Below are 15126 nucleotides of genomic sequence, written 5' to 3' on the forward strand. Positions count from 1 at the left end.
TCCCGCCCGGAGGGGCTGACGGTCAGCGCACACGTGGAACGTCGGTCTCGATGGTCCGGCGGTACAGGGGGTGGGCGCTGCGCGCGGTGCCGCCGGGGAAGTCGGTCTCCAGCTCGGCCAGTGTCGCGGCTCGCGCGGTGAGGGGGGAGGCCATGACGATCCAGCTCACCCCTTCGCTGTAGGGGGCGGTGGTGAGGGAGCCCCGGTAGCGGTAGGAGGCACGTTCGGTCGGGACGAGCCGGGTCAGGTCGACCGAGTCGACGGTGATGATCTCGGCGTTGTCCCGGCAGCGGGGGAACTCCCGGACCAGCCGCTGAAGGTCGGGGTGGTCCTCCCCTGCCTCCCAGAAGACCGCGACCACCAGGGCGTCGCCGGGGTCGTCGACGCGGTGGTGCTTGAGGTGGTGCTCGGCCCAGAACGTCCTTCCGTCGATCAGGTGCTCGGAGGGGGTGTGCCAGTGCACCTCGGAGAGGACGTAGTCGGCGTCACCGACGCGAAGGTGGTGGTCGTGGGAGCGGATGTGTCCGGCGACGTTCTCTTCGGGGCGGTGCACGCCCAGGCCCGGCGGCTCGTCGGCCGGATGGCGGACGTACTCCAGCTCGATCTTGGCCGAGTTCCCGTAGGCGAACTCCAGCCGGGGCAGGCGCCTGTGTGTCAGCAGATCGGTGCGGATGTTGACCGGGCTCTGTTCAAAGCCCCACCTGCGGGGCCGTCCGGCCTCGATCGAGCCGTCCTGCTCCGACACCGTTTCCTGGGACATGACAGTTCCTCCTCGCGGGATGGGATGTGGTCTCACGGGCCGGGATCCGCGCGGCAGCGCGGTGGGGCGCCGACCCGGTCCGTGCTGAGGAGATGCTGGCAGATCCGCCTCCCGTCGGGGTCGAAACGACGGAAAAGGCGGCTCCACCGGCCCCGTCCGCCTCTTCGGCGGGACGGCGGACGGGAGGGCCCTCACCTCTTGGCGTACATCCGCTCGACCTCACCGGCGTAGCGTTCCAGGATGGCCGAACGGCGCAGCTTGAGGGTCGGGGTCAGCGTCGCGTCCTCCTCGGAGAAGGCACCGGGCAGGATGGTGAAGCGGCGAATCGACTCGGCCTTGGAGACCTGCCGGTTGGCGGCGTCGATCGCCTCCTGAACTTCGGCGCGCACCTCCTCGGAGTCCGGTCCCCCCTCCCTGCGGGCCAGGGCCTCGCCGTCCAGGGTGATGAGCGCGGTCACGAAGGGGCGGCCATCGCCCAGCACCATGCACTGGTTGACCAGCGGGTGCTCACGCACCCGGTCCTCCATGGGGCCGGGGACGACGTTCTTCCCGCCCGCGGTCACCAGGATCTCCTTCTTGCGGCCGATGATGCGCAGGTTGCCCTCGGCGTCGAACTCGCCGAGGTCGCCGGTGGCGAACCAGCCGTCGGTGAAGGCGCCGCGGGTCTCGGCCTCGTTGTTCCAGTAGCGGGTGAAGGTCTGCTCCCCCTTGACCAGGATCTCCCCGTCCTGCGCGATGCGGATCGACGCTCCGGGCAGGGGAATGCCGACCGTTCCGGGGCGGACCCGGCCGGGCCGGGTGGCCGCGACGGCCGCGGTGGTCTCGGTGAGCCCGTAGCCCTCGATGACCTCCAGCCCCATCCCCCGGTAGAAGTGCAGCAGCCGTGGCTCCAGTGTCCCGCCGCCGGAGATCACGCGGGTGGCCTCCCCGCCGAGCGCCCCGAGGACCCTCTGGTACACCAGCCGGTCGAACACCGCGCGGCGCAGGCGCAGCAGGGGTCCGGGGCCGCCCTCGTCGAGGGAGCGGCTGTAGGCGACGGCGGTGGCGCGCGCCGCCGCGAAGATCCGGCCCTTGAGTCCCGTGCCCGCCTGGGTCTGGGCCGTGGCGTGGATCTTCTCCAGGACGTAGGGCACGGCCAGCAGGAAGGTGGGTCGGAAGGTGGTCAGGTCGTCCAGGAGCGAACGCACGCTGGGAGTGTGGGCGAGCCGGACCCCGGCGTGGATCGCGCAGATCTCCACCATGCGGCCGAACACGTGGGCCAGGGGCAGGAAGAGCAGTGTCCTGGGGCGCCGGCCGGCCGCGTCGGGGCGGAAGAGTTCGGGGAGCGCGGCGATGATGTTGTCCACCTCGGCGAAGAAGTTCGCGTGGGTGAGGACGCATCCCTTGGGCGATCCGGTGGTGCCCGAGGTGTAGACGATGGTCGCCGGATCCCGGGGGGAGACGGCCGCCCTGCGGCGGCTCACCTCCTCTTCGGGGATGTCCGCGCCCGCGGCGCGCAGGGTGTCGACCGCCCCCTCCTCGACCGTCCAGACGTGGCGTAGTCCGGTCAGGTCGGTTCGCAGCCCTTCGATGACCGCGGCGCGTTCGGCGGTGTCGGTGAGGCAGGCGCGGGCGCCGGAGTCACCGAGGATCCAGCGGATCTGCCCTTCCGAGGAGGAGGGGTAGATCGGTACCGGGACGGCGCCGGCGGCCCACAGGGCGTAGTCGAACAGCGTCCATTCGAACGCGTTGTCGGCCAGCAGGCCGACGCGGTCCCCGACCTCGATCCCCGCGGCGATCAGGCCGCGGGCGACGGCGGTCACCTGGGTGGCGAAGTCACCCGCGGTGACACCGGTCCAGCAGCCCTCCTGTTTGCGGTCGAGCATGACCTCTTCGGGGGCCTCGGCCGCGCGGGCGTACAGGGGCTCGGCCAGTCCCCCCTCGGTGGGAGGGGTGGCCATAGCGGGGGCGGAACGTTCCTTCATGGTCTCCTTGCCTACACCCACGCCCGCGGTGGCGGACACGCGCCCCTATCCGGGCAGCGCGATCTGCACCATGATCGCGGTGCCTTCGGCGGTGATCTCACCGTTGTGGCGGATCTCGGCCGACACGAACACCTTGCGGCGCTCGGTTCCGGTCACCCGAGAGGTCACCGTCAACGGCGCGTTGAGGGGCGTGGGCTTACGGTAGTCGACGGTGAGGTTGGCGGTGAGCCCGGGCATGCCGGCCACGCCGGCGGCGGCGCCCAGCGCCTGGTCGAGCATGGCGGCGATCCAACCGCCGTGGACGAGGCCGGGCGGCCCCTGGTAGGTGCCGTTGAGAGTGACCTCGCCGCGCAGTCCACCGTCGGCCTCGGTGAGCTCCAGGGGCGGCGCCGTGGGGTTGACCGGTCCGGACACGAGGTTGGTGAGGGTGTTGTACTCGATCCGCCCGTCGGGGTGGCGCTGGCGCAGCATCGCGCCGGTCATGCGGCGCGTGGCGCCGAGCCGTTCGGTGAGCGCGGCCACGGCGGCGCCGGCCTCGGCGAGTTCGGCGGGGTCCGCCTCGGTGTGGGCGACCGCGTCGGCGAGCGCGCGCACCTGGTCGACCAGGGCGATCAGCTCAGCAGGCAGCGCCTCCGCCTCGACCACGGTGAGGCCGTAGTCGGCGGGATCGGGGAGTTCGGCGACCGGCTCTGCGTGGACCGTCATGGGTGTTCGTCAGCTTTCTCGTCCGCGTCGTGGTGGGGGTGCCCATCACTGAACCGAATCCTACTGGCCGGTAACCACAGAGGTCGGGGCCCGGCCTGTGGGATCGGTGACATCGGGCCGTTCGCCCGGCCCGCCCAGAGGTGGGGGCGGTGGTCAGGTCAGCGCCTTGCGCATGCCCAGGTGCGGGATCCCCGCGTCGAGGAACTCCTCACCGAAGGCGGTGTAGCCGAGCCGCTCGTAGAATCCCCGTGCGTGCGTCTGGGCGTGCAGCTCGATCGAGGAGAGGCGGCGTTGACGCGCCCGTTCCTCCACCGCGCGGACCAGCGCCGCACCCAGCCCGGTGCCACGCGCGCGCTTGAGGACGGCGAGCCGGCCCAGCAGCGCGGTCTCCCCCTCCACGACGAGGCGGCAGGTGCCCGACGCCACGCCGTCCACCTTGGCGAGGAAGTGCTCGGCGTCACGATCGCGGGCGTCTCGCTCCTCCTCGATGGGAACGTCCTGTTCCGCGACGAAGACGGCGCCGCGGATCACGAAGACCTGGTCACGGTCCTCACACCGATCGACGATGACGATTTCAACCACGAAGAGACAGCTTATGCCCTTTCGACGGTTTCTCTCGTGTCGAGCGACCGGACGGCGCTGTCAGACCTCCGCCGGGATCGCCGCGAGCAGCGCGGCACGCTCGGGCGTGCTCTCCAGGCCGATCCACTCATGAAGCGCCTGAGTCCCCACCCTGGCCGGCCCGGCCCCGTCGAGGGCGGGTGGTCCGAGCACGCCGATCCTGATGGTGTCGGCGGGCGTCCCGCGGCAACGCCCCACCGCGCGGGCCGCCGTGGCGAGGACGTCATGGGCCTCGGCCGCCCGGCGGCTGGACAACTCCCGCGCACCGTGGTCGCAGGGGACGGGGCCGCAGGCACGGCACCGGCGCGACCGGCGCCTTCGCCCGCCGCCACTCCCTGCGCTGCGGGCTGCCCGCCTGGGCGATGGACGGGCGCGGCCGGCCTGCCGGCATGGCTCACCGGTCCACGGCCGGGGAACGGGGCGCGCGGACGACGTCCCGGTTCCGGGCGGTCCGGCCCGGTGACGCGCGCGGCCGCCGCAGCGTAGCCGTCCGGTGGGACGGCGCCCGGTCAGGAGGCCGCGGGCGACGCGGCGGTGATCTGCCAGACGTGCCCGTCGGGGTCGGCGAGGGTCACCGCGTATCCCCACGGTCGGTGCCCGGGTTCGCTGATCACCTCGCCGCCCGGCCCGGCCGGCCCGGGCGGCCAGGTCGGTGACGTCACGTTCAGTGACGACCGTCGTGTTCAGAAGGCACTCGCTGGTTCCCGACGGCGCGATCCCCCGGTCACCGAGGGCCCAGCCGAACCCGCCCGTGGGAACGAACATCAGGCGTGTCTGTTCGCCGATCGGGTACTGCAACGGCTCGGGTACGCCGTCCTCGGCCGGCGCGCCGATCGGCTCGAAACCGAAGGCGTCACGGTAGAAGGCCATCGTGCGTCGTCGATCGGCGATGGGCAGTCCGATGACGAAAACGCCTGTGGGCGAGGACATGGGAGACTCCGCTCGTGGTCGTCCACTGTGAGGAACCACCGTAGGGTCCGCTAGTGACCTTCGGCGGGGGAGCGCGGCCGGCCGGTCCCGTGGCGAGGCGGCGGGCCTCCCCCACGGCCACCGGTCCGGCGCCGCGCGTCGGTCGTGGCACGCCCGGCCGGGCGTTCGCCCCGCCCGCAGGGCTCTTCTGCGGAGCCGGGTAGGGGCGGATCCACGTGCCGCCCCCGCGCGGCAAAGGAGTCCCGTGAGTCCGTGGACCGCCATGCTCGGCGCGGCCGGGGTGCTGCCCGCTGAAGCCCGCCGGTCGTGCCGCCTGCTCCGGCACCCCTGGCACGCGGCTTCGCCCTGACGTTGCCGGTGGCGTTGGCGGGCGCGCTCATCGTGGTCGACGCTGCCCGGCCGGCCGGTCGTGAGCGCGGCGGCTGTGGCGCCGGCCCTGCGCGTCCCGTCCCCGTCGGTGCTCCCGGAGGCCGCCGTGGCGGCCGCGGGGCGCGCGCCGGGCCGGTGACCGATGTCCGGCCCGTAGCGGCGCCGGACCTGCTGTGGCCGCGTGTGCGCCTTCACCCGTGGCCCCGGACGTGACAGCGTGGAGCCGACGACGCCCGTGTTCCTTGCGATGACGGAAGGCTCCCGCTGTGTCCCACACCCCTCTGCCCCCTCCCGAGGCCGTCCCCGCCACCACCGCAGCCGAGCAGACGGTGGAGGTCCTGGCCGCGGCCGGCGTCCGGCGCTGTTACACGGTTCCCGGCGAAAGCTTCCTGGAGCTGACCGACGCGCTGGAGCGGCATCCGGACATGACCTTGGTGTCGACCCGGCACGAGAACGGCGCCGGCTTCATGGCCGGTGCCGAGGCCAGGCTGACGGGCCGGCCCGCGGTGGCGGCGGCGACGCGCGGCCCCGGTGCGGCGAACCTCGCGGTGGGGGTGCACGCCGCGGCGCAGGACTCCCTGCCGATGGTCGTGTTCCTCGGCCAGGTCGAAACCGCCCACCTGGGCCGTGAGGCGTTCCAGGAGGTCGATCTCACCGCGTTCTACTCCCCCATCACGAAGTGGGCGACGACGGTGACCCGCGCCGACCGGCTGGCCGAGGTGACGGCCCAGGCCGTCCGGGTGGCGACCACGGGGCGCCCGGGCCCGGTGGCGATCGCCGTTCCCGGCGACCTGTTCGGGCAGCGGGTGACGCCCTTGATGGTGCCGCCACCGCCCCCGGCGGCGCCGCTCCCGTCGATCGACGCGCGCGAACGCGACCGGATCGCCTCCTGGCTGGCCTCGGCGCGGCGGCCGGTGATCATCGCCGGGGGTGGGGCCCGTGACGCGCGCGATGCGCTGGTGAGGACCGCCGAACGGTTCGGGGCCGGTGTCTACACGTCCTGGCGGCGCCAGGACGTGTTCCCCAACGATCACCCGCTGTACCTGGGCCACCTGGGCCTGGGCTGTCCTGCGGCGACCCTTCGGGCGCTCGAGGAGGCCGACGCGGTCCTCGTCGCCGGTTCGCGGCTGGGGGATGTCACCACCCAGGGCTACCGGCTGCCCGCCATCGGAGCGGACGGGACGTCTCGCGTCGCCCAGATCGACATCGACCCCGCCCAGGTCGGCTCGTCGATGCCGGTGCGCTTCGGGGTCGTCGCCGACGTCGCACGGGCCTTGGGCGCGCTCGCCGACGTCGAGGTCGAGGTCACCGAACGCGCCTGGTCGGAGCGTCACCACGACTGGGAGCGGTCCACCCTCTCCTCCCCGGTCCCCGACAGCGGCGCGCCGGGACTGCTGCACCCCTGGCAGGTCGTGGCGGCGATGCGCCGGGTCCTCCCCGATGACGCCATCGTCACCAACGACGCCGGCAACTTCGCCGCCTTCCTCCACCGCGGCTGGATCTACCGCCACCCCCGCACCCAGCTCGCCTCGACCAGCGGGGCGATGGGCTATGCCGTGCCGGCCGCGGTCGCCGCGAAACTGGTGGAGCCGCGACGCCACGTCGTCGCGGTGGCCGGCGACGGCGGTGTGCTGATGACCGGCCAGGAGCTGGAGACGGCCGCGCGGCTGGGATTGGCGTTGACGGTCGTGGTGTTCCAGAACGGGTTGTACGGGACCATCGCCATGCATCAGGCCCGGGACCTGGGCCGGATGGCCGCGGTGGACATCAGCGGTCCCCTGGACCTGGCCTCCTACGCGCGCGGCCTCAGCGCCCGCGGCGTGACGGCGACCACCGTGGCCGAACTGGAGAAGGCGCTCGTCTCGGCGGCGGAGGCCGAAGGGCCGACGCTGGTCGACGTGCGCACCGACCCCGACGCGATCAGCCCTTCGGCGACGTTGACCGGGCTGCTGGCACGGCACCGGGGGTGAGCCCGAGCGGCCGGCCGGGTCACTCCTCCGCGGCGCCGACCGCCTCGCGCAGCGCCCGCACCGTCGCCCTGATCGCCGGGCGGCGCCCCGCGTCGGCCCTCCAGAAGACGTAGACCTGACGGACGAGCGCCGGCTGGACCGGGACCAGGCGCACCCCCTCGGGGACCGGTCCCCGGCCCAGCCGCGGCATGACGGCCGCCCCCAGTCCCGCGGCGATCATGGCGAGCTTGGTCTGGTGCTCCTCGACGCTGTGGGCGATGTCGGGTTCGACCCCGCGGGCGCGCAGCATTCCGTGCAGCCAGTCGTCGCAGATCGAGCCGCGGGTCCAGCTGATCCAGCGTTCGCCGGCGACCTCGTCGAAGTCGACGAGGTCCCGGTGGGCGAGGGGGTGTCCCGCGGGTAACGCGATGTCGGCGACGTCCTCCATCAGCGGCGCCTTGGCCATTGCGCCGGGAAGGGGGATGGGAGCGCCGGTCCAGTCCACGACGATCGCCATGTCGGACTCGCCACGCGCCACGGCGGGCACGCTCTCGTCGGGCTCCTGCTCGCGTAGCTCTACTCGCAGCCCCGGGTGGAGTTCGCGCAGGAGGACCAGGGCGGTGGGGGCCAGTCCGCGCGCGGCCGTGGCGATCGCCGACAGCACGAGGTGGCCGCCCACCTCGTCGCGGTGCGCCTCCAGGTCGGCCTCGGCGCGCCGGACCAGGGAGAGGATCTGTGAGGCGTGTTCGACGAGGATTTCGGCGGCCTCCGTGAGACGGATGCCCCGGCCGTTGCGCTCCACCAGGGGCTGGCCGACCTCACGCTCCAATTTGGCCAGCTGCTGGGAGACGGCCGAGCTGGTGACGTGCAACTCCTCGGCGGCCCGGTTGAGCGAACCGTTCACCGCGATCGCGTGGAGGACACGCATCCGCTCCACGTTCAGCATGTAAGGAATGCTAACCCACCGCTTAAGAACATTGAAGTAGTCCTAAGACCCGTCAGAACGCTACAAACAAGACATGAACCTCACGGCCCCGTCGCCTCGTCCCTTCGGCCGCCTCCGCCACGACTGGCGTCCCCGCTTCCTGCTCCTCGTCCTCATCTGGGGCCTGAGCTTCATGTTCATCAAGATCGGCGCCACGGAGCTGGGACCGGTGCAGATCGCCTTGGCCCGCGTCGTCACCGGAGCGCTGGCACTGGTCCCCGTCCTGTGGCTGCTCGGAGGCCGCCTGCCGCGTGACCTCCGGGTGTGGGCGCACCTGAGTGTCGCGGCGTTCTTCCTCAACACGCTGCCCTTCACGCTGTTCGGCTACGCCGGCGGGCAGATCCCCTCGTCCGTGGCGGGCGTCGCCAACTCCGCGACGCCCCTGTTCACCCTGCTGGTGTCCCTGCTCGTCTTGCCGCAGGAACGGCCGACACGCCGCCGTCTGGCCGGGCTGGCCACCGGTTTCGCGGGGGTGATCGTGGTGTCGGGGGTGTGGCAGGGCGATACCGGGCCGGCTCCCGCGGGCCTGGCCGCGGCGTTCGCGGCGGCGCTGTGCTACGGCATCGGACTGCCCTACATGCGGCGCTTCCTCACCGGCGGCGAGTACGGCCCACTGGAGTTGTCGGCCGCTCAGCTTCTGGCCGGCAGCGCGCAGCTCCTCCTCATCGTCCCCTTCGCCGGGGGCCTGCCCGGGGCGGTCTCCCCGCGCGTCGTCTTGGCCATGCTCGCCCTGGGCGCGCTCGGCACCGGCCTGGCCTACGTGCTGCAGTACGGGGTGGTGAGCGCGGCGGGGGCGACGGTCGCCTCGACCGTGACCTACCTGCTCCCGGTCGTGGCGATGGCCGCCGGTGTGCTGCTGCTCGGCGAGTCGCCGTCGTGGAACCAGGTGGTGGGGGCCGTGGTCATCATCGCCGGAGCGCTGCTGTGCCAGGCCCCGTCACGGCCGTCCCCGGCATCGCCGGGCCCCTCCTCGGCGCAGACCGACGCGCCGCCGCTTCAGTCCTCCCGGAGCTGATCGACGGCCTTGCGCAGATCCTCGGGATAGGGGCTCTCGAACTCCACCGGGCGTCCCTCGGTGGGGTGCTCGAAACCGAGCCGGACGGCGTGCAGCCACTGGCGGTGGACCCCCAGCCGGTCGGCCAGCGTGGGGTCGGCACCGTAGAGGTGGTCACCGACGCAGGGATGGCGCAGGGCCGCCATGTGGACGCGGATCTGGTGGGTGCGGCCGGTCTCGAGCTTGATCTCCAGCAGGCTGGCGGCGCGGAACGCCTCCAGCGTGTCGTAGTGGGTGATCGAGGGACGGCCCCCGGCGACGACGGCGAACCTGCCGTCTCCGGAGGGGTGCCGGTCGATGGGGGCGTCGACCGTGCCGCGCAGCGGGTCGGGGTGGCCCTGGACCAGGGTGTGGTAGCGCTTGTCGACCGTGCGCTCCTTGAAGGCCCGCTTGAGGACGCTGTAGGCGACCTCGCTCTTGGCGACCACCATCAGGCCGGTCGTGTTGGCGTCCAGGCGGTGCACGATCCCCTGCCGCTCGGCCGCCCCGCTGGTGGCGAGCTGCACGCCGGAGGCGAGCAGTCCCTCCAGTACCGAGGGGCCGGTCCAGCCGACGGTCGGGTGGGCGACCACACCGACCGGCTTGTCGACGACGACGATGTCGGCGTCCTCGTAGACGATGGTCATCCCGGGCACCGGGTCGGGGCGCGGAACGGGGGCGCTGGGCGGCGGCGGCAGTGTCACATCGAGCCAGGAACCCGCCTGGACCCGGTCGGATTTGGCCCCCGCGGCGCCGTCCACCAGGACGTCGCCGGCGGCGACGAGTTCGGCGGCCCTGGTACGGGACAGCCCGAACATGCGCGCGATGGCGGCGTCGAGCCGGTCGCCTTCCAGACCGTCCGGCACGGGCATGCTGCGCCGATCACTCACGGCCGTCCTCCTTCCGCACGGATGTGCTCCCCTCGGCGGTGTCCTCCGCCCCTCGCCCTCCGGCCTCCCCCTGCGCCGGCGGTCGCGTCGCCTCCGCCTGGTCCTCCTCGCCGTCGGATTCGCGGGTGCCGTCGAGGTTGATCCCCCGGAACGCCAGCAGCACGGCCAGGATGCCGCCGACGACGATGCAGGAGTCGGCGATGTTGAAAACCGGCCAGTTGGGAACCTGGATCCAGTCGACGACGTGGCCGTGGAGCGGGGAGGGCGGCCGGAACAGGCGGTCGACCAGGTTGCCCGATGCCCCACCGAGGATCAGTCCGAGCGACATCCCCCAACCGACGCTGCGCAGCTTGCGGGCGGTGCTCAGGATGTAGACGATCACCCCGATCATCACCAGGCTGAAGAACCAGGTGTAGCCGGTGCCGATGGAGAACGCGGCGCCGGGGTTGAAGATGAGGGTGAGTTTGAGCAGCCCCCCGAGCAGCACCACGGGGTCCTGCGGCGAGAAGCGGGCCAGCGCGATCTCCTTGGTCAGGAAATCCGCGGCCAGCGCGGCCAGCGCCACGAGCAGTAGGAGGAGGACTCGCCGCGGTCGGGCCGGGGCGGATCCGTGCACGGTCTTGTCTTCGCCCCGATCGGGGTTCACGTCACTCAGCGACGCTCCTCGCGCTGTTCGCGCGCCACGACTCACGTGGCGCTGGGACCGACGCCTGTGATGCCGCCGGTCGGACCGGGCGGCACACGGGCGACCTGGGCCCCGCGTCCATCCGTTTCGTCGGCCGCCCACTGGGACGGGCGGTCCGCCTGCCATTGTAGGCCAGCGCCACACGACGTCGGCGCCGGTGACCGCCCCGTGCGCCGGCCGGCGGGGTCACTCCGCGGCGGTGAAGCCGTCGTAGTCCTCGGCGAGGGCGGCGAGATGGGGTTCGTCGAGTGTCGCCGGCCCTCCGTGCGGTCCGGTCCGGACCTCGATGACCCAGTCGACGTCCTCGGCGTCGTCCTCGCCGGCGAGCATGTCGCGGTGGACCAGGCATGGCTCGTACCCCTGCGCGAGGAGCTGTTCGGCCAGTTCCTCGGCGTCGTCCCGGTCCGGCAGCGTCACCAGGACCGTCCCGGCCCGCACCGGTTCCCCCGTCATCGGCCCTCCTGATCGTGGTCGTGTCGGACGCCAAGTATGCCCCCGCCCCATCGGGCCGGGAAACCGGTCCGGCACCGTCGTGGTTGCGTTATCCTCGGTGCCAGCGAGGCGTGGATGGGGACGAGTAGCGCCGGAGACGGCCCACAGCGACCCGGGGATGGTGGAAGCCCGGGGGGTGACGACCGTCGTGAACATCACCCCGGAGCCGCCGGAAGAACGGCCTCCCCGATGGGACGCCCAGTAGAACCGGCAGCGGCAGCAACGAAGTGGGGGACGCCCGGCAACGGTGTTCCCAAGGAGGGTGGTACCGCGGGGCCGTGCGCCTCGTCCCTCCGTCAGGACGAGCCCTGATGGAAAGGTACGCCGGATGACGCAGGAACGACTCCCCTCCCGCCCCTTCCCCTCCCTTCCCGCCCAGATCGACCTTCCGGCCGTCGAGCACGAGGTGCTGCGCCGTTGGTCGGAGCGGAAGGTCTTCGAACGCTCCCTGGAGCAGACCCGCGGCGGTCCCAACTGGGTGTTCTTCGAGGGGCCGCCCACCGCCAACGGCCAGCCCGGCGTGCACCACGTCGAGGCGCGGGTGTTCAAGGACGTCTTCCCGCGCTTCAAGACGATGAAGGGCTTCCACGTCGAGCGCAAAGCCGGCTGGGACTGCCACGGCCTTCCCGTCGAGGTGGCGGTGGAGAAGGAGCTCGGCCTCTCCGGCAAGAAGGACATCGAGGAGTTCGGTGTCGCGGAGTTCAACGCCCGCTGCCGCGCGTCGGTGTTGCGCAACGTCGACGCTTTCACCCAGATGACCGAGCGCATGGGCTACTGGGTCAACATGGACGAGGCCTATCGCACCATGGACCCCGAGTACGTCGAGTCGGTCTGGTGGTCGCTGAAGGTCATCTGGGACAAGGGGCTGCTCGTCCGCGACTACCGGATCAGCCCCTACTGCCCGCGCTGTGGAACGTCGTTGTCGGACCACGAGGTGGCGCAGGGCTATGAGACCGTCACCGATCCCTCGGTGTACGTGCGCTTCCCGCTGACCTCCGGCCCGTTGGCCGATCCCGACCACCCCACCGCGTTGCTGGTGTGGACGACGACCCCCTGGACCCTGGTGTCCAACACCGCGGTCGCCGTGCACCCCGACGTGAACTACGTCGTCGCCACCGACGGCACCGAACGGCTCCTCCTCGCCGAACCGCTGGTCGGCTCGGTGCTGGGCGAGGGCTGGAAGCTGACCGGGGAACGGTTCGAGGGCGCGGAGATGGAACGCTGGACCTACCAGCGGCCCTTCGAACTGGTGGCGTTCGACCAGCCCGCCCACTATGTGGTGCTCGCCGACTACGTCACCGTCGAGGACGGTACCGGCCTGGTCCACCAGGCCCCGGCCTTCGGCGCCGACGACATGGCCGTGAGCCGTGCCTACGGTCTGCCCATCGTCAACCCCGTCCGCGGCGACGGCACCTTCGAGGCGGACCTGGACCTGGTCGGCGGCGTGTTCTTCAAGGAGGCCGACACCGCGCTCACCGCCGACCTCAAGGAACGCGGCCTGCTGTTCCGCCACGTCGCCTACGAGCACAGCTACCCGCACTGCTGGCGCTGCCACACCGCGCTGCTCTACTACGCGCTGCCGTCCTGGTACATCAAGACGACCGCGATCAAGGACGAGCTGCTCGCCCAGAACGCCGAGACCAACTGGGTGCCGGCCAACGTCAAGGAGGGGCGTTACGGCGAGTGGCTGCGCAACAACGTCGACTGGGCGCTGTCGCGCAGCCGCTACTGGGGCACGCCGCTTCCCGTATGGATCTGCCCCGAGGACCACGTGAACGTCGTCGGCTCGCTGGCCGAGCTCGGTGAGCTGGCCGGGCGCGACCTCAGCGCCCTCGACCCGCACCGGCCCTATGTCGACGACGTCACCTTCGCCTGCCCCCAGTGCGGCGGGGAGGCCCACCGCGTCCCCGAGGTCATCGACGTCTGGTACGACTCCGGCTCCATGCCCTTCGCCCAGTGGGGCGCGCCGCACCGCAACGAGGACGTCTTCCGGGACAACTTCCCGGGCCAGTACATCTGTGAGGCCATCGACCAGACCCGTGGCTGGTTCTACTCGATGATGACCGTGAGCACGCTGGTCTTCGGCCAGTCCTCCTACGAGAACGTGGTCTGCCTGGGCCACATCCTCGCCGAGGACGGCCGCAAGATGAGCAAGCACCTGGGCAACATCCTGGAGCCCATGGCGGTGATGGAACGGCATGGAGCCGACGCGCTGCGCTGGTTCATGGCGGCCAGCGGCTCGCCGTGGACGCCGCGCAGGGTGGGCCACGCGGCGCTGGAGGAGATCGTCCGCAAGGTCCTGCTGACCTACTACAACACCGCCTCGTTCTTCACCCTCTACGCCAACGCGGGCCAGGCCTGGGACCACTCGCGGTTGGCGGACGCGCCCGCCCCGGCCGACCGGCCGCTGCTGGACCGTTGGGTCCTGTCGGAGTTGAACCGGGTCGTCAAGGGCGTGGACGAGGCGCTGGAGCGCTTCGACACCGCCACCGCGGGACGGCTGCTCACCGCCTTCGTCGACGACCTGTCCAACTGGTACGTGCGGCGTTCCCGCCGCCGGTTCTGGGCCGGGGCGAACACGCCCGAGGGCGCCTCGGCGTTCGCGACGCTGTTCGAGTGCCTGGAGACCGTGACGCTGCTCATGGCCCCGCTGGTGCCCTTCCTGACCGAGCACGTGTGGGCCGCGTTGCGCCGTCCCGACGCCGCGGAGTCGGTGCACCTGGCCTCCTGGCCCCAGGTCCGCGAGGAGCTGATCGACGAGGAGCTGTCCCGGCAGATGGCGCTCACCCGCCGTCTGGTGGAGCTGGGCCGGGCGGCCCGCGCCGACTCCGGCGTGCGTACCCGCCAGCCGCTGGCGCGCGCGCTGGTGGGCGCGACGCTCTTCGGTTCGCTGCCCGAGCAGTTGCGGGGACAGATCCGCGAGGAGCTCAACGTCGTCGCGCTGGACTCACTGTCGGTGGTCGGTGGTGACCTCGTGGACTACACGGTCAAGCCGAACTTCCGGGCCCTGGGCAAGCGCTTCGCCAAGCGCACGCCGCTGATCGCCCAGGGGATCGGCGCCGCCGACCCCAAGACGCTCGTCGAGCAGATCCGGTCGACCGGCTGGGCGCACATCGAGGTCGAGGGCGAACCCGTCGAGGTCAGCGCCGAAGAGGTGCTGGTGACCGAGCAGCCCCGCGAGGGGTGGGCGGTCGCCTCGGAGGCGGGCGAGACCGTCGCGCTCGACTTGGAGGTCACCCCCGAACTCCAGCTCGCCGGTCTGGCCCGCGAGGTGGTGCGGCTCGTCCAGGACGCCCGCAAGGCCAGCGGCCTGGACATCTCCGACCGCATCCACCTGTGGTGGAGCGCGACGGATCCCACGACGGCGCGGGCCGTCGCCGAGCACGCGGCGACGATCGGTGGCGAGGTGCTGGCCGCCTCGATGACCGAGGGCGCTCCCGAGGAGGAGGTCTACTCCGTGTCCTCGCAGGACTACGGCGTCACGCTGTGGCTGCGCAAGGCGTAGTCACGGGTGACCGCGTGACGGGGCGGGCCGGAGCTTCCCGGTCCGCCCTTCTCGTCTCACGGAGGGCCGCGCCCGGGTGGGCCGTCCTCCTCGTGTGAGAGGGGCGAGGCGACACGTCGTCGCCCCTCCCCGGAGATGGGCCGAAGACCCCGGTCCTCTGCGGACGGTCCCGCCGCCCGCGCGGCCGCCGTGCCCTCCTCAGGAGGGCGCGGGCTGCGACGGCAACACCCTGGTGGGC

13 protein-coding genes are annotated in these 15126 nt (G+C 72.1%); 3 read left to right on the top strand and 10 right to left on the bottom strand.

All coding sequences use genetic code 11. The annotated features are described in order from the left end of the window. Positions 1-22: 22 nt before the first annotated feature. The 6 genes from B5D66_RS02645 to B5D66_RS25880 all read right to left on the bottom strand — a co-directional run bounded on the left by B5D66_RS02645 (position 23) and on the right by B5D66_RS25880 (position 4712). A complete protein-coding gene (locus B5D66_RS02645; protein ID WP_078759924.1) occupies positions 23-760 on the bottom strand; it encodes a carbonic anhydrase family protein in 738 nt (245 codons plus the stop codon). A gap of 191 nt (positions 761-951) precedes the next feature. After that, positions 952-2724, bottom strand: a complete 1773-nt coding sequence (locus B5D66_RS02650; RefSeq protein ID WP_078759925.1) for an AMP-dependent synthetase/ligase — start codon at positions 2722-2724, stop codon at positions 952-954. A 45-nt stretch (positions 2725-2769) separates the two neighbouring features. Continuing rightward, the gene (locus tag B5D66_RS02655) at positions 2770-3429 is read right to left on the bottom strand and encodes a PaaI family thioesterase (RefSeq protein ID WP_078759926.1); all 660 of its coding nucleotides are present in this window, start codon (positions 3427-3429) and stop codon (positions 2770-2772) included. A gap of 153 nt (positions 3430-3582) precedes the next feature. Further along, complete coding sequence (locus B5D66_RS02660; RefSeq protein WP_078759927.1) at positions 3583-4011, bottom strand: GNAT family N-acetyltransferase; 429 nt, start codon at positions 4009-4011, stop codon at positions 3583-3585. 60 nt (positions 4012-4071) lie between these two features. Continuing rightward, entirely contained in the window at positions 4072-4305 is a 234-nt protein-coding gene (locus tag B5D66_RS02665) for a hypothetical protein (RefSeq protein ID WP_078759928.1), read from the bottom strand. Between the two features lie 254 nt (positions 4306-4559). Beyond that, a complete protein-coding gene (locus B5D66_RS25880) occupies positions 4560-4712 on the bottom strand; it encodes a VOC family protein (RefSeq protein WP_235000657.1) in 153 nt (50 codons plus the stop codon). Positions 4713-5630: 918 nt separating this feature from the next. On the opposite strand from B5D66_RS25880, the gene B5D66_RS02675 reads away from it, so the two are divergent. Continuing rightward, the gene (locus tag B5D66_RS02675) at positions 5631-7319 is read left to right on the top strand and encodes a thiamine pyrophosphate-binding protein (RefSeq protein WP_078760045.1); all 1689 of its coding nucleotides are present in this window, start codon (positions 5631-5633) and stop codon (positions 7317-7319) included. A 19-nt stretch (positions 7320-7338) separates the two neighbouring features. Here the strand turns inward: B5D66_RS02675 and B5D66_RS02680 are convergent, their stop codons facing one another. Then, positions 7339-8244 (bottom strand): LysR family transcriptional regulator, encoded by a 906-nt coding sequence (locus B5D66_RS02680; RefSeq protein ID WP_078759929.1) that lies wholly within the window; start codon positions 8242-8244, stop codon positions 7339-7341. Between the two features lie 73 nt (positions 8245-8317). Here B5D66_RS02680 and B5D66_RS02685 point away from each other — a divergent pair, with 73 nt between their 5' ends. Next, a complete protein-coding gene (locus B5D66_RS02685; RefSeq protein ID WP_078759930.1) occupies positions 8318-9298 on the top strand; it encodes a DMT family transporter in 981 nt (326 codons plus the stop codon). Here the strand turns inward: B5D66_RS02685 and B5D66_RS02690 are convergent. The 3 genes from B5D66_RS02690 to B5D66_RS02700 form a co-directional block, all read right to left on the bottom strand. Continuing rightward, complete coding sequence (locus B5D66_RS02690; RefSeq protein WP_078759931.1) at positions 9280-10206, bottom strand: RluA family pseudouridine synthase; 927 nt, start codon at positions 10204-10206, stop codon at positions 9280-9282. The genes B5D66_RS02685 and B5D66_RS02690 overlap by 19 nt on opposite strands. Continuing rightward, positions 10199-10852: a signal peptidase II gene (lspA, locus tag B5D66_RS02695; protein ID WP_235000658.1), complete on the bottom strand. Its 654-nt coding sequence runs from the start codon at positions 10850-10852 to the stop codon at positions 10199-10201. The genes B5D66_RS02690 and lspA overlap by 8 nt, the downstream gene beginning before the upstream one ends. Positions 10853-11077: 225 nt before the next feature. Continuing rightward, entirely contained in the window at positions 11078-11344 is a 267-nt protein-coding gene (locus B5D66_RS02700; RefSeq protein ID WP_078759933.1) for a TIR domain-containing protein, read from the bottom strand. A 367-nt stretch (positions 11345-11711) separates the two neighbouring features. On the opposite strand from B5D66_RS02700, the gene ileS reads away from it, so the two are divergent. Next, on the top strand, positions 11712-14888 hold the full coding sequence (ileS, locus tag B5D66_RS02705; protein WP_078759934.1) for an isoleucine--tRNA ligase: 3177 nt from the start codon (positions 11712-11714) through the stop codon (positions 14886-14888). Positions 14889-15126: the final 238 nt, after the last annotated feature.

This window comes from Marinactinospora thermotolerans DSM 45154, from assembly GCF_900167435.1.
Lineage (GTDB): Bacteria > Actinomycetota > Actinomycetes > Streptosporangiales > Streptosporangiaceae > Marinactinospora > Marinactinospora thermotolerans.